The organism is Ideonella sp. BN130291 (genome assembly GCF_036231905.1).
Lineage (GTDB): Bacteria > Pseudomonadota > Gammaproteobacteria > Burkholderiales > Burkholderiaceae_C > CAMLIZ01.
The window spans coordinates 414,474-435,689 of the sequence record NZ_JAZARE010000005.1 but is presented as its reverse complement, the minus strand read 5'-3'; the positions used below and the strand labels follow the sequence as shown (position 1 = coordinate 435,689).

23 protein-coding genes are annotated in these 21,216 nt (G+C 68.6%); 7 read left to right on the top strand and 16 right to left on the bottom strand.

The annotated features are described in order from the left end of the window. Positions 1-129 precede the first annotated feature (129 nt). The 5 genes from VPH43_RS13480 (at position 130) to VPH43_RS13460 (ending at position 7,158) form a co-directional block, all read left to right on the top strand. Positions 130-1,524 carry an NAD(P)-dependent oxidoreductase gene (locus tag VPH43_RS13480; RefSeq protein ID WP_328578223.1) on the top strand — a complete coding sequence of 465 codons (1,395 nt, stop codon included), beginning with the start codon at positions 130-132 and terminating at the stop codon, positions 1,522-1,524. Then, positions 1,517-2,851 (top strand): NAD-dependent dihydropyrimidine dehydrogenase subunit PreA, encoded by a 1,335-nt coding sequence (preA, locus tag VPH43_RS13475; protein ID WP_328578222.1) that lies wholly within the window; start codon positions 1,517-1,519, stop codon positions 2,849-2,851. The genes VPH43_RS13480 and preA overlap by 8 nt, the downstream gene beginning before the upstream one ends. A 95-nt stretch (positions 2,852-2,946) precedes the next feature. Next, on the top strand, positions 2,947-4,401 hold the full coding sequence (locus VPH43_RS13470; protein WP_328578221.1) for an NCS1 family nucleobase:cation symporter-1: 1,455 nt from the start codon (positions 2,947-2,949) through the stop codon (positions 4,399-4,401). A gap of 26 nt (positions 4,402-4,427) precedes the next feature. Next, complete coding sequence (hydA, locus tag VPH43_RS13465) at positions 4,428-5,879, top strand: dihydropyrimidinase (protein WP_328578220.1); 1,452 nt, start codon at positions 4,428-4,430, stop codon at positions 5,877-5,879. Between the two features lie 13 nt (positions 5,880-5,892). Continuing rightward, positions 5,893-7,158: a Zn-dependent hydrolase gene (locus VPH43_RS13460; RefSeq protein WP_328578219.1), complete on the top strand. Its 1,266-nt coding sequence runs from the start codon at positions 5,893-5,895 to the stop codon at positions 7,156-7,158. Positions 7,159-7,180: 22 nt separating this feature from the next. Here the strand turns inward: VPH43_RS13460 and VPH43_RS13455 are convergent, their stop codons facing one another. The 12 genes from VPH43_RS13455 to VPH43_RS13400 form a co-directional block, all read right to left on the bottom strand. Further along, the gene (locus VPH43_RS13455) at positions 7,181-7,657 is read right to left on the bottom strand and encodes a group II truncated hemoglobin (protein WP_328578218.1); all 477 of its coding nucleotides are present in this window, start codon (positions 7,655-7,657) and stop codon (positions 7,181-7,183) included. After that, entirely contained in the window at positions 7,654-8,049 is a 396-nt protein-coding gene (locus tag VPH43_RS13450; protein WP_328578217.1) for a nuclear transport factor 2 family protein, read from the bottom strand. Before VPH43_RS13450 ends, VPH43_RS13455 begins: the two co-directional genes overlap by 4 nt. A 63-nt stretch (positions 8,050-8,112) precedes the next feature. Continuing rightward, positions 8,113-8,457 (bottom strand): nuclear transport factor 2 family protein, encoded by a 345-nt coding sequence (locus tag VPH43_RS13445; protein WP_328578216.1) that lies wholly within the window; start codon positions 8,455-8,457, stop codon positions 8,113-8,115. A 56-nt stretch (positions 8,458-8,513) separates the two neighbouring features. After that, on the bottom strand, positions 8,514-9,104 hold the full coding sequence (locus tag VPH43_RS13440; RefSeq protein ID WP_328578215.1) for an NAD(P)H-dependent oxidoreductase: 591 nt from the start codon (positions 9,102-9,104) through the stop codon (positions 8,514-8,516). Positions 9,105-9,169: 65 nt separating this feature from the next. Beyond that, positions 9,170-9,562, bottom strand: coding sequence for a VOC family protein (locus VPH43_RS13435; protein WP_328578214.1), 393 nt, complete (start codon positions 9,560-9,562; stop codon positions 9,170-9,172). A 39-nt stretch (positions 9,563-9,601) separates the two neighbouring features. Next, a complete protein-coding gene (locus tag VPH43_RS13430; RefSeq protein ID WP_328578213.1) occupies positions 9,602-10,105 on the bottom strand; it encodes a TspO/MBR family protein in 504 nt (167 codons plus the stop codon). Further along, positions 10,102-10,575 (bottom strand): hypothetical protein, encoded by a 474-nt coding sequence (locus VPH43_RS13425; RefSeq protein ID WP_328578212.1) that lies wholly within the window; start codon positions 10,573-10,575, stop codon positions 10,102-10,104. The genes VPH43_RS13430 and VPH43_RS13425 overlap by 4 nt, the downstream gene beginning before the upstream one ends. Positions 10,576-10,638: 63 nt before the next feature. Continuing rightward, the gene (locus tag VPH43_RS13420; protein ID WP_328578211.1) at positions 10,639-10,986 is read right to left on the bottom strand and encodes a TfoX/Sxy family protein; all 348 of its coding nucleotides are present in this window, start codon (positions 10,984-10,986) and stop codon (positions 10,639-10,641) included. A 35-nt stretch (positions 10,987-11,021) separates the two neighbouring features. Then, the gene (locus VPH43_RS13415) at positions 11,022-11,573 is read right to left on the bottom strand and encodes a GNAT family N-acetyltransferase (protein ID WP_328578210.1); all 552 of its coding nucleotides are present in this window, start codon (positions 11,571-11,573) and stop codon (positions 11,022-11,024) included. 9 nt (positions 11,574-11,582) lie between these two features. Further along, on the bottom strand, positions 11,583-11,711 hold the full coding sequence (locus VPH43_RS13410; protein ID WP_328578209.1) for a hypothetical protein: 129 nt from the start codon (positions 11,709-11,711) through the stop codon (positions 11,583-11,585). Positions 11,712-11,717: 6 nt separating this feature from the next. Further along, positions 11,718-12,386: a glutathione S-transferase family protein gene (locus VPH43_RS13405; protein ID WP_328578208.1), complete on the bottom strand. Its 669-nt coding sequence runs from the start codon at positions 12,384-12,386 to the stop codon at positions 11,718-11,720. Between the two features lie 83 nt (positions 12,387-12,469). Further along, positions 12,470-14,461, bottom strand: coding sequence for an acetoacetate--CoA ligase (locus VPH43_RS13400; RefSeq protein WP_328578207.1), 1,992 nt, complete (start codon positions 14,459-14,461; stop codon positions 12,470-12,472). 177 nt (positions 14,462-14,638) lie between these two features. Here VPH43_RS13400 and VPH43_RS13395 point away from each other — a divergent pair, with 177 nt between their 5' ends. Further along, positions 14,639-16,030, top strand: coding sequence for a diguanylate cyclase (locus tag VPH43_RS13395; RefSeq protein ID WP_328578206.1), 1,392 nt, complete (start codon positions 14,639-14,641; stop codon positions 16,028-16,030). A gap of 5 nt (positions 16,031-16,035) precedes the next feature. Here the strand turns inward: VPH43_RS13395 and VPH43_RS13390 are convergent, their stop codons facing one another. Genes VPH43_RS13390 through VPH43_RS13375 form a run of 4 tightly spaced genes read right to left on the bottom strand, consistent with a single transcriptional unit; the run spans position 16,036 to position 20,079 of the window. Beyond that, positions 16,036-17,298: an ROK family transcriptional regulator gene (locus tag VPH43_RS13390; protein WP_442909283.1), complete on the bottom strand. Its 1,263-nt coding sequence runs from the start codon at positions 17,296-17,298 to the stop codon at positions 16,036-16,038. After that, complete coding sequence (locus tag VPH43_RS13385; protein WP_328578204.1) at positions 17,283-18,077, bottom strand: ATP-binding cassette domain-containing protein; 795 nt, start codon at positions 18,075-18,077, stop codon at positions 17,283-17,285. The genes VPH43_RS13390 and VPH43_RS13385 overlap by 16 nt, the downstream gene beginning before the upstream one ends. Then, a complete protein-coding gene (locus VPH43_RS13380) occupies positions 18,074-19,042 on the bottom strand; it encodes an ABC transporter permease (protein WP_328578203.1) in 969 nt (322 codons plus the stop codon). The genes VPH43_RS13385 and VPH43_RS13380 overlap by 4 nt, the downstream gene beginning before the upstream one ends. 35 nt (positions 19,043-19,077) lie before the next feature. Beyond that, positions 19,078-20,079, bottom strand: a complete 1,002-nt coding sequence (locus VPH43_RS13375) for a sugar ABC transporter substrate-binding protein (RefSeq protein ID WP_328578202.1) — start codon at positions 20,077-20,079, stop codon at positions 19,078-19,080. A 149-nt stretch (positions 20,080-20,228) separates the two neighbouring features. On the opposite strand from VPH43_RS13375, the gene VPH43_RS13370 reads away from it, so the two are divergent. Next, complete coding sequence (locus VPH43_RS13370; protein WP_328578201.1) at positions 20,229-21,170, top strand: carbohydrate kinase family protein; 942 nt, start codon at positions 20,229-20,231, stop codon at positions 21,168-21,170. The last annotated feature ends 46 nt before the right edge of the window (positions 21,171-21,216 follow it).

The following is a 21,216-nucleotide window of genomic DNA, read 5'->3' as shown; positions in this document are numbered from 1 at the left end:
GGCCCATGCGTACAGGTGTTTTTACCAGGTAGTCAAAGTTTTACTGAACCGTCAATATTCCGCCGCCGCTGGGAGTTCATGGCGGCGCCGGCCGTCCGCACTTCGTTCTCCATTCGCAGGAGCCTCGCCTTGGACACACCTTCATCCCGCGCCTGCGGGATCCACGCCGGCCGCCTGAACCTGGCGGAGGTCGCCCGCAACTTCGGCGACGCCCACCCGCCGCTCACCCGCGCCCAGGCGCTGATCGAAGCGGAGCGCTGCTACTACTGCTTCGACGCGCCCTGCCAGACGGCCTGCCCCACCGGCATCGACGTGCCCACATTCATCCAGCGCATCGCGCAGGACAACCTGCGCGGTGCCGCCCGCACCATCCTGGAGGCCAACCCATTGGGGGGCATGTGCGCGCGGGTGTGCCCCACGGAGGTGCTGTGCGAGCAGGCTTGCGTGCGCAACACGCATGAGGACAAGCCGGTGGAGATCGGCGCCTTGCAGCGTTATGCCACCGATGCCCACATGGCCGCACCCGGCGCGCCCCTGTTCACCCGCGCCGCCAGCACGGGCCGGCGCATTGCGGTGGTGGGCGCGGGCCCGGCCGGGCTGGCGTGCGCGCATGGCCTGGCACGGCGCGGCCATGCGGTGGTGCTGTTCGATGCCCGCCCGAAGCTGGGTGGGCTGAACGAATACGGCCTGGCGGCGTACAAGACGGCCGGGGACTTCGCCCAGCGCGAGGTCGCCTGGCTGCTGTCCATCGGTGGCATCGAGGTGCGCAATGGCCAGATGCTGGGCCGCGACTTCACACTGGACACCCTGGTCGCCGACCACGATGCGGTGTTCCTCGGCCTCGGGCTGGCGGGCGTGAACGCGCTGGGCATCGCCGAGCCGCAGCTGCCGGGCCTGCGCGATGCGGTGGACTTCATCGCCGAGCTGCGGCAGGCGGCAGACAAGTCCACCGTGCCGGTGGGCCGCCGGGTGGCGGTGATCGGCGGCGGCATGACGGCGGTGGACGCCGCCGTGCAGTCGCGGCTGCTGGGCGCCGAAGAGGTGAGCATCGTGTACCGGCGCGGGCCCGAGGCGATGTCGGCCTCGGTGGTGGAGCAGCGCTGGGCCCAGACGAATGGCGTGACCCTGCGCCACTGGGCTGCGCCCAAGGCGGTGGTCAGCGAGGGCGGCGTACTGCGTGGCATGCGCTTCGCAGCCACCGCGCTGGCGCCCGATGGCCGGCTGGTGGAAACCGGCGAGCAGTTCACCCTGGAAGCCGACATGGTGCTCAAGGCGATCGGCCAGTGTTATATGCCCGAGCCGGCGGGCGTGTCCATCGAGCTCAAGGGCGGCCGCGTTGCCACCGATGCCGACGGCCGCACCAGCCATTCGCGGGTGTGGGCGGGCGGCGACTGCCGCTTCGGCGGGCGCGACCTCACGGTGGAGGCGGTGGAACACGGCAAACGCGCCGCGGTGTCCATCGACCTGGAGCTGGGCGCAACGGCGGCCGCCACCGCCATCGAAACGGAGGCACAGCATGGCTGACCTGCGCAGCAACTTCGTCGGCATCTCCAGCCCCAACCCGTTCTGGCTGGCCTCCGCGCCGCCCACCGACAAGGAAGTGAACGTGGTGCGCGCCTTCGAGGCGGGCTGGGGCGGCGTGGTGTGGAAGACGCTGGGCGAGGATCCGCCGGTGGTCAACGTGAACGGCCCGCGATATGCCACGCTGATGTCGCAGGACCGGCGGGTGATCGGCTTCAACAACATCGAGCTGATCAGCGACCGGCCGCTGCGGGTGAACCTGGAAGAGATCCGCCGCGTCAAGCGCGCCTGGCCCGACCGCGCGATGGTGGTGTCGCTGATGGTGCCGGTGGTGGAGGAGAGCTGGAAACGCATCCTGCCGATGGTGGAAGACACGGGCGCCGACGGCGTGGAGCTCAACTTCGGCTGCCCGCACGGCATGAGCGAGCGCGGCATGGGCGCGGCCGTGGGCCAGGTGCCGGAATACATCCAGCGCGTGACCGCATGGTGCAAGCACTATTCGAAGCTGCCGGTGATCGTGAAGCTCACTCCCAACATCACCGACGTGCGCCACCCGGCGCGTGCGGCCAAGGCGGGGGGCGCCGATGCGGTGAGCCTGATCAACACCATCAACTCGGTGATGGGCGTGGACCTGGAGCGCATGGCGATGAGCCCGCACACCGGCGGCTGGGGCTCGCACGGTGGCTACTGCGGGCCGGCGGTGAAGCCGATCGCGCTGAACATGGTGGCCGAGATCGCACGCGACCCGCTCACCGCCGGCCTGCCGATCTCCGGCATTGGCGGCGTGACCACCTGGCGCGACGCGGCCGAGTTCATCGCGCTGGGCACCGGCAATGTGCAGGTGTGCACCGCCGCCATGGTCTATGGCTTCAAGATCGTGCAGGACCTGTGCGACGGCCTCGCCAACTTCATGGACGAGCAGGGCTACCGCAGCATCGAGGACTTCCGTGGCCGCGCCGTGCCCACGGTGAAGGACTGGCAGCAACTGGACCTCAACCACATCGAGAAGGCGGTGATCCACCAGGACAGCTGCATCCAGTGCGGCCGCTGCCATGTGGTGTGCGAGGACACCTCGCACCAGGCGATCAGCGCCACGCGCGACGGCCGGCGCTTCTTCGAGGTGAAGGAGGAGGAGTGCGTCGGCTGCAACCTCTGCGTGTCCATCTGCCCGGTGCCCGACACCATCACCATGCGGGTGCTGCAGCCCGGTGAAACCGACCTGCGCACCGGGCGCGCGGTGAGCGGCGACTACGCCAACTGGACCACCCATCCGAACAACCCGATGCGCAGTTGCAGCACAGGGTCGCCCGGGGTGGCAACGCCCGCCTGATCGGCCTAGCATCTCGACCCACCCAGCGGCCCGCGGCTTGCTTTCCCGGCCCTGAAACCACACCACGGCCCATCGGGCCCAACCGAGGACATCCCATGGCTTCAACCAGCAGCAGCGCGGTCCCTCTGCCAGGGAGCGCATACGACGCGTCTCCCTCCCTGTCCAACGACGACCTGGCGCCCACGGCCCAGGCGCAGCGCCACTGGAACTGGAAGGACTATGCCGCCCTGTGGGTGGGCATGGTGGTGTGCGTGCCGACCTACACCATGGCGAGTTCCATGCTGGACCAGGGCTTCACCTGGCAGCAGGCGGTGTGGCTGGTGTTCCTGGCCAACTGCATCGTGCTGGTGCCCATGGTGCTGATGGGCCGCGCGGGGCAGAAGCATGGCATCCCCTTCCCGGTGCTGGCGCGCGCCTCCTTCGGCGTGCGCGGCGCCAACCTGCCGGCGGTGCTGCGCGGGCTGGTGGCCTGCGGATGGTTCTCGATCAACTGCTACTTCGGCGGCCTGGCGCTGCATGGCTTCTTCAACGTGCTGGGCGCCGGCTTCGCCGGGCCGGCGGCGGGCGAGACCATCAGCACCTCGCAGTTCCTGTGCTTCATGGCCTTCTGGGCAGTGCACATCTACTACATCTGGCGCGGGCCGGAATCCATCCGCAAGCTGGAGGTGATTGCCGCGCCGCTGATGATCGGTGCGTCCATCCTGCTGGTGGTGGTGCTGATGATGCGGGTGCCTTCGGGGCAGCTGTTCAACCTGCCGGCCAAGGTGGTGGAGGGCGGGCCCAAGACCTGGGCCGCGCTCACCGGCCTGGTGGGCTTCTGGGCCACGCTGGCGCTGAACATCCCCGACTTCACCCGCTTCGCCAGATCGCAGAAGGACCAGGTGTTGGGCCAGGCGATCGGCCTGCCGATCCCGATGGCGCTGTTCTCCATGGTGGGCGTGATCGGTTTCTCCGCATCGGCCATCCTCTACGGCAAGGCACAGCTGTTCCCCGACGGCCTGCTCACGCAGATGGGCCCGGTGGCCGCGGGCATCGGCCTGCTGGTCATCCTGCTGGCCAACCTGACCACCAACGTGGCCGCCAACCTGGTGTCGCCCTCGTATGACTTCAGCCAGCTCGCGCCCTCGAAGGTGAGTTTCCGCATGGGCGGCATCATCGCCGCGCTGATCGGCCTGCTGTTCATGCCCTGGAAGCTGCTGGCCACCTCGGGCGGCTACCTCTTCACCTGGCTGGGCGGCTACGGCACCTTGCTGGGCGCCATCGCCGGCATCCTGCTGGCGGACTACTTCCTGGTGCGGCGCACCGAGCTCAACGTGCCCGACCTGTATCGCCGCGGTGGCGACTACGAATACAGCGGCGGCTGGAACGTGCAGGCCCTCATCGCCTTCGTGCTGGGCGTGCTGCCCTGCCTGCCGGGCTACCTGGTGGTGTCCGGCATCGCCGACAAGGCCAGCGTGCCGCCGGCGCTGGTGTCGCTGTTCGACTTCGGCTGGTTCTTCAGCCTGGCCGTCGCCGGTGCGTACTACTTCTTCACCGCCAAGCGCCGCTGAGAAGCTGTGACCTGAAAGGACCTGTGATGACTGCTCCCCTGCTGATCCGTGGTGCCACCATCGTCAATGCCGACCGCGCTAGCTCTGGCGACGTGCTGTGCGTGGAGGGCCGCATCGCGGCCGTGGGTGCCTCGGCAGCGAGCCAGGCGCCCGCCGGCACCACCACCCTGGACGGCAGCGGGCAGTACCTGATGCCCGGCGGCATCGACCCGCACACCCACATGCAGCTGCCGTTCATGGGCACGGTCACCATGGACGACTTCTTCACCGGCACCGCGGCCGGGCTGGCGGGCGGCACCACCAGCATCATCGACTTCGTGATCCCCGATCCGCAGCAGCCGCTGATGGAGGCCTTCCGCACCTGGCGCGGCTGGGCCGAGAAGTCGGCGGCCGACTATGGCTTCCACGTGGCGGTGACCTGGTGGAGCGAGGCGGTGCACCGCGACATGGGCACCCTGGTCACCGAAGAAGGCGTGAACAGCTTCAAGCACTTCATGGCCTACAAGAACGCCATCATGTGCGATGACGAAACGCTGGTGAACAGCTTCCGCCGCGCGCTGGAGCTGGGTGCCATGCCCACCGTGCATGCGGAAAACGGCGAGCTGGTGTACCTGCTGCAGCAGGAGGTGGCCAAGATGGGCATCACCGGCCCCGAGGGCCACCCGCTGTCGCGCCCGCCGATGGTGGAGGCCGAAGCGGCCAACCGCGCGATCGCGATCGCCGACGTGCTGGGCGTGCCGATCTACGTGGTGCATGTGTCCTGCATCGAAGCGGCCGATGCGATCGCCCGCGCCCGCGCCCGCGGACAGCGGGTGTACGGCGAGGTGCTGGCCGGCCACCTGGTGATCGACGACAGCGTGTACCGCGACCCCGATTTCGCCCGCGCGGCCGCGCATGTGATGAGCCCGCCCTTCCGCCCCAGTGGCCACCAGGAGCACCTGTGGCGCCAGCTGCAGGCCGGCAACCTGCACACCACGGCCACCGACCACTGCACCTTCTGCGCTGCGCAGAAGGCCGCGGGCCGCGAGGCCTTCGCCAAGATCCCCAATGGCTGCGGCGGCATCGAGGAGCGGCTGGCGGTCATCTGGGACGCCGGCGTGAACACCGGCCGGCTCACGCCCAGCGAGTTCGTGGCGGTGACCTCCACCAACACCGCCAAGCTGTTCAACATCTACCCGCGCAAGGGGCTGATTGCCGAGGGCGCGGATGCCGACCTGGTGCTGTGGGACCCGCAGGGCAGCAAGACGCTGTCGGCCAAGACCCAGCATTCCAAGGGCGACTTCAACATCTTCGAGGGCCGCACCGTGCGCGGCATCGCCAGCCACACCATCAGCCGCGGCAAGCTGGTGTATGCCAATGGCGACCTGCGTGCGGAGCAAGGCGCTGGCCGCTACGTGAAGCGCCCGGCCTTCGGCCCGCAATTCGATGCCGTTGCACGGCGCGCGAAGGAACTGGCGCCCACCGCGGTGGCGCGCTGAACAGGAGACCGCCATGGACACCGCGACCACACCGCTTGCCCTGGACCAGCTGCGCATCAACGGCGATCGCCTCTGGGCTTCGCTGATGGAGCTGGCGCAGATTGGCGCCACGGCCAAGGGCGGCGTCTGCCGCCTGGCCCTGACCGACCTGGACCGCCAGGGCCGCGACCTCGTCACCCGCTGGGCGCGCGAGGCCGGCATGACGGTCACCATCGACAAGATCGGCAACGGCTTCATGCGCCGCCCGGGGCGCAACAACGCGCTGCCGCCCATCGTGACCGGCAGCCACATCGACACCCAGCCCACCGGCGGCAAGTTCGATGGCAACTACGGCGTGCTGGCTGGGCTGGAGGTGGTGCGCACGCTCAACGACCACGGCATCGAGACCGAAGCGCCGATCGAGGTGGCCTTCTGGACCAACGAGGAAGGCTCGCGTTTCGTGCCGGTGATGATGGGGTCGGGCGTGTTCGCCAAGGCCTTCACGCTGGAGCATGCGTATGCAGCCACCGACACCGAGGGCAAGACGGTGAAGGGCGAGCTGGAGCGCATCGGCTACATCGGCCCGCAGGAGCCGGGCGACCACCCGATCGGCGCGTACTTCGAGACCCACATCGAACAGGGCCCGGTGCTGGAGGACCATGACGTCACTATCGGCTGCGTGACCGGCGTGCTGGGCATTCGCTGGTACGACTGCACGGTGACCGGCATGGAGGCCCACGCCGGCCCCACGCCGATGGCGCTGCGGCGCGACGCGCTGCAGGTGGCCTCGCGCCTGATGCAGGAGGTGGTGGCCTGCGCCCACCGCCACCCGCCGCATGGCCGCGGCACCGTGGGCATGGTGCAGGTGCACCCCAACAGCCGCAACGTCATTCCCGGGCGCGTGAAGTTCTCGATCGACCTGCGCAACGCCACCGATGCGCTGTGCGAGGCGATGGACGCGGACATCCGTGAGGTGGCCGCGCGCCTGGCGGCCGACAGCGGGCTGTCCATCGTGATCGAGCCGGTGTCGGCCTACCCGGCGCAGCCCTTCGACCGCGAGTGCATCGAGGCGGTGACGCGCGCTGCGCAGAAGTTGGGGTACTCCCACATGCCGGCCGTGTCCGGCGCGGGGCACGACGCGGTGTACATGGCGCGCCTGGCGCCGGCCGGCATGATCTTCATTCCCTGCAAGGACGGCATCAGCCACAACGAGATCGAGGACGCCAAGCCGGAGCACATCACCGCGGGATGCAACGTGCTGCTGCACGCGATGCTGGAGCGGGCAGGCGTGGCGTCCTAGCGGCGCGGTCCGGCTGGGCTGCCTACACCTTCTCCGGCTGGTACGGGCCTTTGACCTCGCCCCAGCCCCAGCGCGGCATGGGCGCATCGGCGTCCGCCGTGGCGCCGGGCTGCGAGTTGATCACCGCCAGCCGCGAGCCCCATTCCAGGTAACCCACCAGCGCCGAGCGGAACTCGGGGTCGTCCGGCATCTGAAGTTCGTCAGCGGTGTCCAGCAACAGGCTGACCCAGGCGCGCCTTTGTGCCTGGTCCAGGTGCCGGTTCAGGTGCTGGCGGATCATGTGCGGATGCCCGCCATGCCGCGCCGAGTAGTCGGCCGGGCCACCCAGCACCTCGGCCAGGAAGGCCGCCACATGTTGCGGATGCTCGGCGCCCATGTGGGCGAACACGGGGGCCAGCACCGCGTCGTCGCGAACCCGTTCATAAAAGCGTTCGGTCAGGCGGTTCAGTGCCTCGATGCCACCGAGCCAGGTGTAGAGGCTGGGAACCGTGGTGTTCATGAGCGCTCCTTGGCCTGCAGCAGGGCGGCCATCTTCTGGTGAATCAGGTTGATCGCCTTGAGCGGGCGGATCAACACCTTGAAGTCCACGATGCGGCCCTCGTCGTTCCAAGCCAGCATGTCCACGCCGTTCACCTCGATGCCGTCGATCTGCACCTGGAACTCCAGCACCGCATCGCGCGGACCGACCACCTCGCGCACATAGCGGAACGACTCGTTGAAGAACACATGGAAGGCCGCGGAGAGGTACTGGGCCGTCACCGCCTTGCCCACCTGCGGGGTGTGCACCACGGGCGAGTGGAAGACGACGTCGTCGGCCAGCAGGCCGCCCAGCCCTTTTGCGTTGCGTGACTGGACCAGTTGGTGCCAGGTAGAGACAGTGGAGAGGGTCATCGTGCCTTCCTTGGTGTGCGGCCAAGACTACATCAAGCCCGGGTTGGCGTGCCACACCGGACGCTACCTGATCAAGGTGGCCTGCGAGAGCACCACCTGCCAGAGGCCGTCCCGCTGTTCATAGGCGTCGGTGTGCCAACAGCGGAACGATGTGGCGTTGGCCGGGCTGTCGCCCATCTCCAGCGCCGCCTGGTACCGCAGCAGCACCACCTGGGGATACATCCGCACCCACATGTCGCCCGGCGTCCAGCGCAGGTAGTTCAACTGCCCGGACTCCACGTCACCCAGGTACTGCGCGCGCGAGTAGCGGGTACCGCCCGGCGTGACGAGCTCGAAGTCGGGCGAATGCAGCTGCCACGCCAGCGCCATGTTCCGCTCCACCAGCGCACGAAGCCGGGACTGCTCCAACGCCTTGAAGTCATCGGCGGTGGAGGGGTGTGATGGTGTGTCGATGCTTCGTCCCCTTATGTGTTGGCCTGCGCCACGAGGCGGCGCACCTCCGCCAGCCAGGCATCGCGTTGTTCGGCGGTGCTGCCCGACATGGGCCCCACCATGCGCCGGACCACGTTATTCACACCGCACAGTGGAAAGACGCATCGCTTCCACAGCGCTTCGAGCGGGTCGCCGAACACGGCTTGTTCGCGTGCCGGCGGCGTGTTGGAGGTGTTGAACACCAGCGCTTGCCGTGCCTTGAGCAACCCGACCGGCTCGCCCTCCGGCGGCACGCCGGGCGGATAGCCGTAGGCGGTGTCCAGCCTGAACACCCGGTCGATCCAGCCTTTCAGGATGGCTGGCGGCTGGCCCCACCAGTTGGGGTGGAACACCAGCACCAGATCGGCCTGCGCCAGCTCCGCGCAGTGCTGCTCCACCAGGGGGTCGGCCGACGCGGTGTTCTGCAGCTCGCCGGTGGGCTGCACGGGGTTGAAGCCTTCGGCGTACAGGTCATGCACGCGCTGTTCATACCCACGCTGTGCCAACACGGAATGGGCGACCTGCGCCATGGCGTGACAGAAGCTCCCGGGGTTCGGGCTGGCGATGACGGTGAGGGCGAACATCGGGAGGATGTCAGTGGAAAGATGGGTCGTGGCGGCATTCGCGCCGGGCGTGTTGGCGGAGCCGGCTATCGCACGGGTCCGCGCACCTGCAGAACGTTCCCTTCGGGATCGTGCCCATCGCAGACGCGGTGGCCCTGGAACACCCACTCGCGCTGCGCAGCGTTCATCTCGCCACCGCACGCCAGCGCGCGCTCACGAACCGCCGCAATGCCGGGCACGAAGAAACACAGCTTGATCGGTGTCTCTTCCCGGCGTACCGGGGGCGTGGCGATGTGCACCTGTTGCGCGATGTGCTCCGGCATGGCGACCAGCACCAGCTGAAAGCCGCTGGATTCGAGCACCACATGCCCCGGCGCTTCCTCCACCACCTGAAGGCCGACAGCCTCTGCATAGAAGCGGCTCATGGCGCGGAGGTCTTTGACATAGACGACAGCGGCCGCCTGGCAAGGATTGTTCATGGTGGCGCGAACCTTCTGCGAGTTGGCGATGCAGGGCCGTCACAGCAGGCCAGGGTTGCCGCGCCACACTGCCCAGGTGAGCGCCGAGGCGAAGCTCACCCACAGGAAGTAGGGCAGGAGCAGGAGGGCGGCGAGGCGATGGATGCGCCAGAACGACAGCAGCGTGGCGGCGATCAGCACCAGCAGCAGCAACACGTCGGCAAAGGCGAGGGCGCCCTGGTGCCAGGCGAAGAACAGCCATGACCACAGTGCGTTGGCGGCCAGCTGCGCGAGGAACAGCCCCAGCGCCCGGTGGGTAACGCCGGTCTGTCGCCACACCAGCCAGGCAGCAACGCCCATCAGGGTGAACAGCGTGCTCCATACCGGCCCGAACACCGAAGCCGGCGGCGCCCAGGCTGGGCGATTCAGCTGCGCATAGAACGACGCGGCCTCGATGGAGGCAACGGCCCCCACCGCGCCGGTGGCGAAGGCGACCGCCAGCCATGCCAGCAGGCCGAGCGCCTGGTGCAGACGGGATGGCGCTGAATGGACGGGCCGCGTCATGGGGATGTGTCAGCGTTCGCCGCACCATGCAGCCGCCGCAGCTGCCGATGCCGATGCCGGAAGACGAGCCGATACACAGGCATCAGGAGCGCGGTGATGAGCCGGATGCGGCCCACGACGGTCACCGTGTCGGTGACGATGCAGCCGGCCGCAGTCGGCGTGGTCAGCCGCTCGTGCTGCCATTGCCTGTTGCCCCATGACGTCGATCTTTCCAGGAACCCGTGCCCCGCAGAGATGGACTCCAGGCGAAGCGAGTGCACGTCGACCGGCAAGCAACCGAACAACAGGACCAGGCTGCGAAAGAGCACCCGCCCGCTGTGCCACTGATCCAGTGGGCAGTCACGCCAGGCAGCGGGCGCCGTCATTCGCACGAGCGGCCGCAACTCGGCGTTCACGGCGGCCATCGACATCTGCTGCCAGAACGCCTGCGGGGTGACCTTCAGTTCGGTGCTAAGGGTGAACGAGGGCATCTGGATACGGTGGTTGGGCCATGAAGACGAGCCAGCGTGTCGACATTGGGTGAGTGGTGGCCGTCAACCAGCCTGCCTGGGCTGCTTTGCAGGGAGCCGAGCCACGTGATCGGCGCACCACAGCACCCAGGCGTTCAACTCATTGTCGTGCGCAATGGCCGGTGGATCGACATAGACGTATCCCTTCATGGGGCGGCCGGTGAAGTCCATCACCCGAACGTTGTGCATGGCCAGCGCATCCTGATGGTGCTCCGGCCCAACCCGGGCCATCAGGCTCGAGTTACGGATGCCAATGAACATCTTGCCGTCCACCAGGAAAGCCAGGCCACCGAACATCCTGCGTTCGGTGATGCCAGGCCGGTCGGCGAGCACAGCGCGAACGCGCTGCGCCAGATCAGGGTCGAAGGCCATATTGAAGCACCCGGCGTCTCATGGTTGCGTTCAGCTCAGCTTTCGGAGGCGGATGTGGGCCATGGAGGAAGCCGGTGCGCGCCCACCCATGTCGGCTCCGGCGGCTGTATTGCAGCCAAGGTCCGCTCGAATGCATAGCTCGCCCGCGACCTGGAATAGCCCAGCCGCTCATAGAACTGGTGGGCCTCTTCACGCTGCACGCCGGACCGCAGTCTGACCCGGCCGTAGCCCTGCGACACAGCCCAGGCTTCGGCCTGCTGGAGCAAGGACCTTCCCACGCCTTGGCCCTGATGACCGCTGTGGACCACCAGTTCCATCACCTCGGCGTAGCCTGCGCTGGCGATGTGGCGCACACCGGCAAGGAGGCACAAGCCGACCAGTTCGCGATGGGCCTCGGCGACGAACACTGCATGGTTCGGGCTGCCGAGCACATACGCCAGCCGCAGCGAGGCCTCATCAGCGGACACCTGATAGCCCAGGTGAGGCAGCAGGTCAGAAATCCTGTGTGCGTCCTCCGTCACGGCGACGCGAACCGTTGGCTGTTTCGATCGATGTACGTGGGCCACGGCGCAGATGGTTGATGGCATGGAGCAAGGTCAATTTGCGATCAGGCCCGACGGCGATGGAGAACCTGCCGCCCAGCGCTCGATGAAGGCCAGCGCATCGCGGAACAGCCAGTGCCAGTCACCGAGCAGGGCGCTGCCAAGCGGGTGCCAGAAGGACATGGGTGTTCACGCCGACGGTTGCAGCACGCTGCGTTCATAGGCCGTTTGCGTTTGCTGGACAGACGGCCGGCGGCGCAGGGTCTCCAGCCACCGGCACACGGCAGGGTACTGCGACAGCAGCTCAGCCCCTTCTGACGCCAGCGACAGGTATTGCAGCATGGGCATGGCGTGCCAGTCCGCCAGCGTCGCGTGTTCTCCCGCGAGGTACGGGCCGCTCATCAGCCCTTGCAGCACCTGCAGGCAGGTTTTTGATGCGGCCAGGCCGGCAAGGATCTTCGCCTCGTCGGATACACCGCCTTCCAGCGGCACCCGCACTCTCTCGACAAAGACCTGCCAGACCATGGGCCTGTATGCATAGGCGTCGAGCAAGCCGATGATCTGGTTCATTCGGGCACGCGCCGGCGCGCTGGCCGGCTGCAGGGCCGGGCCGGCAAACGCCTCGTCCACGTAGCGCGTGATGGCCGAGGTTTCGAACAGCATGAAGCCGGCGTGGTCCAGCACGGGAATGCGGCCGAACGGGTGGCGCAACAAATGGGACGCCGGCACGCCGGAGGGGCCGAAGATCTCCACTTCTTCCAGCTCGTGGGGAACACCCTTCTCGAGGAGGGCCAGCCGTGCGATGCGCGTGTAGACACTGCGGGACAGGCCGTACAGCTTCGGGTCCGGGTGGTGCATGCGCAAAATGCCTTTGTTGTGTGGGCAGACGTGTTCGGTGGATTGTGCTCAGTACAGCGCGGCCGCGTGCACGCCCCGAAGCATCACCCCGCACGCCGCGCCGCCACCTCCACATACCACCCCAGGCACCCCGGGTTCGCCATCGCGTCCCGGTTCACCACCTTGTCGATCGGCTGGCCAAGGAAGAGCTTCTTGATCGGCACTTCCTGCTTCTTGCCGGACAGGGTGCGCGGGATCTCGGGCGCCTGGTAAATGGCATCGGGGATGAAGCGGGGCGACACGGCGGCCTTGATCGCGTCGGCGATGCGGCGTTGCATCGCCTCGTCCAGCGTGGCGCCTTCGCGCAACACGACAAACAGCGCCATCCAGCTCGGGCGGCCCAGGTATTCCAGGTCGATCACCATCGAGTCCAGCACCTCGGGCAGCGCCTCCACTGCGGCGTAGATCTCGCTGGTGCCCAGGCGCAGGCCGTGGCGGTTGATGGTGGCGTCGCTGCGGCCGTAGATCACGCAGCTGCCGTCGGCGTGGATCTTCAGCCAATCGCCGTGACGCCAGACGCCGGGGTACACGTCGAAGTAGCTCGCGAGGTAACGCTGCCCATCCGTGTCGCCCCACAGGTACAGCGGCATGGAAGGCAGCGGCTGGGTGCACACCAGCTCGCCGACTTCGTCGATCACGGGTTCGCCGGCTTCGTTCCAGGCCTCGACCGCACAGCCGAGCTGGCGGCATTGCATGCGCCCTGGCACCTGCGGCAGCTCGCGGTGGCCGCCCACAAAGGCGCCGCAGAAGTCGGTGCCGCCGGAGATGTTGTTCCACCAGATGTCGCGGGTGCCCACGCGCTCGAACTGCGCGGTGCCCCAGCGCTGCACCTCTTCCGACAGCGGCGAGCCGGTGGCGCCCAGCGCGCGCACTGCGCCTAAGTCGCCGCAGGCAGCGATGTCCACGCCGGCCTTCATGCAGTTGGCGTAGAAGGCCGCACCCGCGCCGAAGTAGGTGACGCGGTGGCGCGCCGCAAAGCGCCACAGCACGCCCCAGTCCGGCTGGTCCTTGGGGCCCGCGGGGCTGCCGTCGTACAGGCAGATGGTGGCGCCCGCCACCAGCCCGCCCACTTGCGAGTTCCACATCACCCAGCCGGTGCTGCTGTACCAGTGGAAACGTTCGCCAAAGCTGTTGGCCTCGTAGCTCTTGCCGATGTCGCCATGCTTGCCGCTGGCGGCCATCATCATCAGGATGCCGCCGTGGCTGTGCACCAGCGCCTTCGGCAACCCGGTGGTGCCGCTGGAGTACACGATCCACAGCGGGTGCTCGAAGGGCAGCCACTCGGGCTGGAAGGCCGCCACTTCGGCGTCGTTGCGGGCGGACGCTGCAGCGAAGTCGGCATCCGCCGGCAGGGTGGTCGTCGCATGCGGTGATCGCAGCGCGATGAGCCGCTGCACCGTCGGCAGCGCCTCGCGCAGCTGCTGCACCACCCCGCTGCGGTCCAGCGCGCGGCCGCCGTAGAACACGCCATCGCTGGCGATCAGCACGCGCGGCTCGATCTGCCGGAAGCGGTCGGCCACCGCCTGCGTGCCCATGTCGGGCGCGCAGATGCTCCACACCGCGCCGATGCTGGCGCAGGCGAGAAAGGCGACGATGGTCTCGGGCACGTTGGGCAGGTAGGCCGCCACCCGGTCGCCACGCTGCACGCCCATGTCGCGCAAGGTGAGCGCCACCGAGGCCACCTGGCGCTGCAGCTCGGGCCAGCGCAGCTCGCGCACGCGGCCCTGTTCGTCCTCGCTCACGATGGCGGGATGGCCGGCCGCATGGGCCGCGTTGACATGGCGCAGCACGCGCTGCGCGTAGTTGGCCTGTGCGCCGGTGAACCAGCGGGCGCCCGGCATGCGGCGCTCGGTGAGCACTGCGGTGTAGGGTGTGGGCGACTCGAACCGTTCGTAGTCCCAGAGGCTGGACCAGAAGGCGTCGAGGTCGGTGACCGACCAGCGCCAGAGCGCGTCGTAGGAGTCGAACTGCAGGCCGCGCTGCTCGTGCAGCCACTGCTGGTACAGGCGGATCTGGGGGATGTAAGGTGCTGCCATGCCCCAGAGCGTACGGCCACCCGGGCAAGGCGGGCTTCGGGGTTTGCGCCAGAAAAAGACGTGGGGGTCGTCGCAGCAGCTCGCTCGACATTTCACCCTGAGCGACCGTGACTTTGGTTGGGCGCGATCGTGGATAGTCCCGAGCGCCATGCGCACGGAACCTGCCACCATGGTTGCATGGCACTGTGGTTGAAGGACATCGACTCGGGCATCGCGCAGGACGTCCAGAACCCCGTGATCCGCGCGCTCCATGCCGCGTGGAGTGAACGCACCGCCCCCAGTGGCCTGCCGGCGATGGCGGAGTTCCTGCCCAGGCGCTTCGAGGTGTTCGTCGATCACCTGATCCTGCTGCAGGCCGAGGGCGACGACTTTCGCTACCGCCACTACGGTGCGGAGGTGCAGCGGTACTCCGGCCTGCAGCTGGAAGGTCGGCTGGTCAGCGAGATCGACCCCCGGCGGGTGAATCCCATCCTGCTGAAATACCGCGCGGTGCTGAGCGAGCGACACCCCTGCTACACGGTGCACGTGTCCCAATACGGCCGCTCGGTGCACACCTGGGAGCGGCTGATCCTGCCGGTGCATGACGATCAGGGCGCGCCCTGGATGCTGGTGTACTGCGCGCCGCTCGAATCGCGCGAGCACCTGCTGGCCGCCGTGCTCGACGCCACGCAGGACGGCGTGCTCGCCGTGCGCCTGTGGAAGCGCGGCGGGGTGGCCGACGACGAATGGGTGATTGCGCTGGCCAACGGCCACATGGCCGGCCTGATCGGTACGCCGGCCGAGGAGCTGCCGGGCCAGCGCGCGGACCAGGCGTTTGGCCTGTGGACTTCCGGCGGGCTCGGCGAGTTGTGCCTGGCCGTCATGGCGCAGCAGCAGCCGGCGGAAGTGGAAATTGCGGTAGGCGACCCGGGTCCTGAGCAACGCTTTTATGGCGTTTGGGTGTCACCGGTGATCGACGGTTGCCTGCTGCGCTTTGCCGACCTCACCCGCACCAAGCGACAGCAAGAGGCGCTGCAGGACAGCGAGCACAAGCTGCGCCTGGCCAACATGGCGCTGGAGCGTCTGGCGCACGAGGACGCGCTCACTGGGCTGGCGAACCGGCGTGCGTTCGACCTGGCTTTGCAGCAGGAGCTGCGCCGCAGCACGCGTGGCGGCTGCGGGCTCGCGCTGCTGGTGCTCGATGTCGATCACTTCAAGGCCTACAACGACAGCTGCGGCCATGAGGGCGGCGATCGCTGCCTGAAGGAGATGGCGCGCGAGCTGCAAGCCTGCTGCCGCCGCACCGGCGACATCGCCGCCCGCATCGGCGGCGAGGAGTTCGCCGTCGTGCTGCCCGACACCACCGCGCATGGCGCCATTCAGGTTGCGCAAGGCTTGCGGCAACGCCTGGCGGCGCGGGCGCTGGCGCATCCGGCCTCGCCGGTCGGCCCCTGCGTCACGGTGAGCATCGGCATCGCCCACCTGCCGCCCGGCGCGGCGGCGGAAAGCGCCGACGAGCTGCTGCGCCGTGCCGACGGCGCGCTGTACCGCAGCAAGCACGAAGGGCGCGACCGCGTGAGCCTGGCCTGAGGGCCTTACGCGTCCAGCTTCAGGAACAGATCCCGGTCCGGCGCGAAGTTGGCATACAGCGGCAGCAGCGCGCCGCCGATGGCGCGGGCGTCGGAGCCGATGGTGCCGGCCAGCACTTGCGGACGCATCACGCCTTCCCAGCTGTAGCGGTCCAGCGCCTCGCCGGTGGCTCGCAGCAACGCCTGCAGCAGCTCGCGGCTGAAGGAGCCGTCGATGATCACGCCGTCCAGGTCCAGCAGGCAGGCGGCGCTGTTCACCGACAGGGCCACCGCGGCGCCGGCATCGTGCAGCCATTGCTGGGTGTGCTGCAGCCAGGGCGCCGCAAGGGCTCGGGTGTCGGCGACGGCGCCCGTGTCCAGGCCGGCCGCCGCATACAGCCGTTCCAGGTTCAGCAGGGACGCCACGCTGAGCAGTTGCGGCGGCGGCGCGTTGCTGCCGGGCGCTGCCAGCCCCAGCGGCAGCGAACCGATCGCGCCGGCGTTGCCGTTCAAGCCGTGGCGCAGGTGGCTGTCCACCACCAGGCCGCCGCCGATGAAGGTGTCCACGAACACGTAGAGAAAACTCTTCACGCTGCGGCCACGCCCGGCCACCAGCTCGGCCACGCAGGCCGCCGCGGTGTCCTTGAGCAGCTGCACTGGCCAGTCGGTGAGCGTGGCCACCTCGGCGCGCAGGTCGGTGCCGCGCCAGGTTTGGGCCACGTCGGCCGGCATGTCCAGCAGGGTCTGCCAACCGCCCAGCGACAGCGGCGCCGCAATGCCCACGCCCTGCACCAGCTCGCGCCGCGCCGGCCCCAGCTTGCGCCGCAGCTCGCGCAGGCGCTGGTCGATCTCCGCGCGCAGCATCGCGGGCTCGGGGTAGCGGTAGTCGGTGGACCAGCGTTCGCGCACCGCGCCGGTGAAGTCCACCAGCAGCAGGTCCATGTTGCGGCGGCCCACCTTCACGCCGACCGCATACGCACCGTCGGGGTTCAGTGCCAGCGGCACCGAGGGCTGGCCCACCTTGCCGCGCTGCGGCGCGCCCTTGACCAGCAGGCCGTCATCCAGCAGGCGCTTGGTGATCAGGGACACCGTCTGCGCGGTCAGGTGCGTCAGGCGCGCGATCTCGGCGCCGGGCAGGGCGCCGTGCAGGCGGATGGCCTGCAGCACCACGCGTTCGTTGTACTGGCGCAGGCCGCCCTGGCTGGAGCCGCGCGGGCGCAGCTGCCAGGGGGCGGGGTCGGTCACGGTGTCAGTGGTCAAAGGTGGGGTGGGGCTCAATGCGCCAGGCATTCTGCCGGGATGTTCTCCGGCGCCAGCGCACCGGTCATCACGGCCACCGTGTCGCTCATGCTGATGCGCTTGGGGTCCACCACCGCGGCGCGTTTGCCCAGGCGGGCGATGTGGATGCGGTCGGCCACCTCGAACACATGCGGCATGTTGTGGCTGATCAGCACCACCGGCAGGCCCTTGTCGCGCACGCGGCGGATCAGGTCCAGCACCATGTTGCCTTCCTTCACGCCCAGCGCCGCGGTGGGCTCGTCCATGATCACCACATGCTTGGCGAAGGCCGCGCTGCGGGCCACCGCCACGCCCTGGCGTTGGCCGCCGGAGAGTGTTTCCACCGGCTGGTTCATGGAGCGGATGCCGATCTTCAGGTCGCTCATGTGGCGCACGCTTTCGCTCAGCATGCGCGGTTTGTCCAGCAGGCCGAGGAAGCGGCCGAACACGCCACCTCGCTTGAGCTCCCGGCCGAGGAACAGGTTCTCCGCGATCGTCATCGCGGGCGCGACCGCGAGCTCCTGGTACACGGTCTCGATGCCGGCGCGGCGTGCGTCGCTCGGGCTGCGAAAGCGCACCGGCTGCCCGTCCAGGCGGATCTCGCCGTCGTCCGGCACGATGGCGCCGGAGAGCGCCTTGATCAGCGATGACTTCCCGGCGCCGTTGTCGCCGATCACGGCCAGGATCTCGCCGGCACGCAGGTCGAAGTCGGCACCGTCCAGCGCGGTGACCTGGCCATAGCGCTTGACCAGGCCGCGTGCCTGCATCACGAGGGGCGTGTTGCTGTTCATCGTGCACTCCGATGCGAGAGCTGGTCAGTGGCGACTGCCAGGATCACGAGGATGCCGGTCACCAGGATCTGGTAGATCGAGGACACACCCATCAGGGTGAGGCCATTGCGGAACACGCCCACGATCAGGGCGCCGATCAGCGAACCCACGATCCAGCCGCGCCCGCCGAACAGGCTGGTGCCACCCAGCACCACCGCGGTGATGGCGTCCAGGTTCTCGGTCTGCCCCGCGTTGGGGTCGCCCACGCCGGTGCGCGCCACGCTGAGCAGCGAGGCCACGCCGTAGAACAGCCCGGCGAGCACGTACACGCCCAACAGCACACGGTCGGGCGAGATGCCGGTCAGGCGCGTGGCTTCCCGGTTGTTGCCCACCGCGTACACGTGGCGGCCCGCGGCGGTTTCGCGCAGCGCAAACCACACCAGGCCGTAGAGCAGCAGCATCAGCACTGTGCCGTAGCCGACCTGCGTGCTGCCGATGCCGAAGGTGTCGCCCAGCACGGTGAGTGCATCCGGCAGGCCGGTCACGGTCTGCGAGCCGGAGTACAGCTGCGTGATCGCAAAGGCGATGTTCATGGTGCCCAGCGTCACGATGAAGGCCGGCAGCCGCACCTTGGTGACCAGCAGCCCGTTGACCAGGCCGAACAGGGCGGTCACGCCCAGGCCGCAGGCGATGGCCAGCGCCGGCGGCAGGCCCAGCTCGGTGGCGAACTTGCTCATCACGATGCCGCCCAGCGCCATCACCATGCCGCAGGAGAGATCGATGCCGGCGGTGAGGATCACCAGCGTCTGGCCGATGGCGATAACGCCAACCACCATCACCTGCTGCAGCACCAGCGACAGGTTGCCGCCCGACAGGAAGCGCTCGTTCTGCGTGCTGAAGAAGATGCATGCGGCCAGCAGCGCGAGCAAGGGCCCCAGCGTGGCCAGCGGCAGCTTGTGGTGCAAGGTCATCGCGGGCAGGGGCATCGAAGGCAGGCTGGGCGAAGGGGCGGCGCGGGCTTTCACTTCTTGCCCCAGCAGAGATCGGTGCCCACCTTGGTGTCCTTGCTTTCGACGCCGGCCACCGGCTTGCCCGCGATCAGGGTCACGCCCGTGTCGGTGTAGCCGCTGGGCTTCTTGCCGGTCTTGGCGTATTCCACCCCGGCTTCCACGCCCATGGCCGCCATGCGCAGGGGGTACTGCTGCGAGGTGGCGGCGATGTGGCCGGCCGTCACGTCCTTCACACCCTGGCAGCCGCCGTCCACCGACACGATGAGCACGCCCTTGTCCTTGCCGGCGCGCTGCAGCGCCTTGTACGCACCGGCCGCGGCGGGCTCATTGATGGTGTAGACGAGGTTGATGTCGGGGTTCTTCTGGAGGCAGTTCTCCATCGCGGTCTGGCCCTTGGCCTGGTCGCCGAAGCTGTCGGCCATGCACACCACTTCGGCCGCCTTGCCGAGCTCGTTGCTCTTGGCATCCGGCGCGGCCAGGCCAAAGCCCTTGAGGAAGCCGTTGTGGCGCTGCGCGCCCACCGGATGGCCGGGGAAGAGGTCCAGCGTGGCGATCTTCACCGGCTTGCCGCCGGTGGCCGCCTTGGCGTACTGGCCGATCAGCTCGCCCGCCTTGTAGTTGTCGGTGGCAAAGAGCGCGTCGGTGGCGTCGGCCGGGTCGGCCGGGCTGTCCAGCGCGATCACCAGCACGCCCTTGGCACGCGCCTTCTGGATGGCGGGCACGATCGCCTTGGAATCGCTCGGCGTGATCAGGATGGTCTTGGCGCCGCCGGCAATCATGTTTTCCATCGCCGTCACCTGGCCGGCGTTGTCGCCGTCGGCCTTGCCCGCGCCGGTGAGCAGCTTGGCACCCTTGGCCTGCGCCGCCTGTTGCGCGCCTTCCTTCATCTTCACGAAGAAGGGGTTGGTCTCCGTCTTGGTGATCAGGCCGATCACCGGTGCGTCGGCGGCGATGGCGGCGCCGGTGGTGGCGAGCAGGGCGGCGGCCAGCGCCATCGAGGTCTTGGTGAACATGGGTGTCTCCTGGCGTGTTGGAAAAAGGGATGGGCAAATTCTGGGCGGCCGCTTTAGATAAATCAAGTTGATTGATTAATGGTTTTCCCGGTGGTGGTGCGAGCCGAGCCGAGGGACAGTCATGGCAGTCAATCGCCAGGAGGGGCGGTATGTTCGTGGTGTGTGGGGAAGCCTTGTTCGATGTGTTTGCCAATGGGCACACACCCACCGGGCTGGCGTTGGATGCGCGCGTGGGCGGCTCGCCCTTCAACGTGGCGGTGGGGCTGGCGCGGCTGGGCCAGCCGGTGGCCTTCTTTGGCGGGGTCTCCACCGGCTTTGCGGGCGAACGCCTGCAGCAGGCGCTGCTTCAGGAGGGTGTGGACCTGCGCGCCGTGGCCCGCATCGACGCTCCCGCCACCTTGAGCCTGGTGGGCCTGAACGAACAGGGCGTGCCGTCGTATGCCTTCTATGGCGATCGTTGTGCGGACCGCCTGGTGCCGATGGAGGCCCTGGCCCGTGTGCCGCCCGCAGCCTGTTTCCAGTTCGGCTCCTACGCCATGGTGGTGGAGCCGGTGGCCGGCACCCAGCGTGCGCTGGTGGAGCGTGAATGCGGCCGCAGCCTGATCGCCTATGACCCCAATGTGCGGCTCAACGTGGAGCCGGATGTGGCGCGCTGGCGCGAGGTGCTGACGTGGATGGTGCCGCGCAGCCACCTGCTGAAGATCAGCGACGAGGACCTGGGCCTGCTGCACCCGGGTGCGAGCGCCGAGGCACTGGCGGCCGAATGGCTGGCACAGGGCGTGGGGCTGGTGGTGGTGACGCGCGGCGGGGAGGGCGCCTCCGCCTGGACGGCGCAGGGACGCGTCGATGTGCCTTCAGCGCCCTGCACGCTGGTGGACACGGTGGGCGCCGGGGACACCTTCCAGGCCGCCTTGCTCACCTGGTTGGCGGAAACAGGGGCGCTGTCGACGCAGGCGCTGCGCGCGTTGGAGTTGCCCGCCTTGCGCGCGGCGCTGCAGTTCGCCAGCCAGGCGGCGGCCATTACTTGTTCGCGCCGCGGTGCCGACCTGCCGCGGCGGCAGGAGATGCGGGTGTTTGCTCGGTCGGCTTGACTACGGTGCGCGGGCGGGTTTGCTGCCGCGACGCCGAGGCGCTGTT

Excerpts from the sequence above, each read along its gene's own strand:
- VPH43_RS13450 (WP_328578217.1), bottom strand. The coding sequence starts at position 8,049 with ATGACCCTCTCCACTGTCTCTACCTGGCACCAACTGGTCCAGTCACGC.
- VPH43_RS13410 (WP_328578209.1), bottom strand. The coding sequence starts at position 11,711 with ATGTCCTTCTGGCACCCGCTTGGCAGCGCCCTGCTCGGTGACTGGCAC.
- VPH43_RS13370 (WP_328578201.1), top strand. The coding sequence starts at position 20,229 with ATGTTCGTGGTGTGTGGGGAAGCCTTGTTCGATGTGTTTGCCAATGGG.
- VPH43_RS13435 (WP_328578214.1), bottom strand. The coding sequence starts at position 9,562 with ATGAACAATCCTTGCCAGGCGGCCGCTGTCGTCTATGTCAAAGACCTC.
- preA (WP_328578222.1), top strand. The coding sequence starts at position 1,517 with ATGGCTGACCTGCGCAGCAACTTCGTCGGCATCTCCAGCCCCAACCCG.
- VPH43_RS13440 (WP_328578215.1), bottom strand. The coding sequence starts at position 9,104 with ATGTTCGCCCTCACCGTCATCGCCAGCCCGAACCCCGGGAGCTTCTGT.
- VPH43_RS13400 (WP_328578207.1), bottom strand. The coding sequence starts at position 14,461 with ATGGCAGCACCTTACATCCCCCAGATCCGCCTGTACCAGCAGTGGCTG.
- VPH43_RS13430 (WP_328578213.1), bottom strand. The coding sequence starts at position 10,105 with ATGACGCGGCCCGTCCATTCAGCGCCATCCCGTCTGCACCAGGCGCTC.
- hydA (WP_328578220.1), top strand. The coding sequence starts at position 4,428 with ATGACTGCTCCCCTGCTGATCCGTGGTGCCACCATCGTCAATGCCGAC.
- VPH43_RS13405 (WP_328578208.1), bottom strand. The coding sequence starts at position 12,386 with ATGCACCACCCGGACCCGAAGCTGTACGGCCTGTCCCGCAGTGTCTAC.
- VPH43_RS13390 (WP_442909283.1), bottom strand. The coding sequence starts at position 17,298 with ATGCCTGGCGCATTGAGCCCCACCCCACCTTTGACCACTGACACCGTG.
- VPH43_RS13385 (WP_328578204.1), bottom strand. The coding sequence starts at position 18,077 with ATGAACAGCAACACGCCCCTCGTGATGCAGGCACGCGGCCTGGTCAAG.
- VPH43_RS13425 (WP_328578212.1), bottom strand. The coding sequence starts at position 10,575 with ATGCCCTCGTTCACCCTTAGCACCGAACTGAAGGTCACCCCGCAGGCG.
- VPH43_RS13380 (WP_328578203.1), bottom strand. The coding sequence starts at position 19,042 with ATGCCCCTGCCCGCGATGACCTTGCACCACAAGCTGCCGCTGGCCACG.
- VPH43_RS13415 (WP_328578210.1), bottom strand. The coding sequence starts at position 11,573 with ATGCCATCAACCATCTGCGCCGTGGCCCACGTACATCGATCGAAACAG.
- VPH43_RS13375 (WP_328578202.1), bottom strand. The coding sequence starts at position 20,079 with ATGTTCACCAAGACCTCGATGGCGCTGGCCGCCGCCCTGCTCGCCACC.
- VPH43_RS13460 (WP_328578219.1), top strand. The coding sequence starts at position 5,893 with ATGGACACCGCGACCACACCGCTTGCCCTGGACCAGCTGCGCATCAAC.
- VPH43_RS13420 (WP_328578211.1), bottom strand. The coding sequence starts at position 10,986 with ATGGCCTTCGACCCTGATCTGGCGCAGCGCGTTCGCGCTGTGCTCGCC.
- VPH43_RS13470 (WP_328578221.1), top strand. The coding sequence starts at position 2,947 with ATGGCTTCAACCAGCAGCAGCGCGGTCCCTCTGCCAGGGAGCGCATAC.
- VPH43_RS13455 (WP_328578218.1), bottom strand. The coding sequence starts at position 7,657 with ATGAACACCACGGTTCCCAGCCTCTACACCTGGCTCGGTGGCATCGAG.
- VPH43_RS13395 (WP_328578206.1), top strand. The coding sequence starts at position 14,639 with ATGGCACTGTGGTTGAAGGACATCGACTCGGGCATCGCGCAGGACGTC.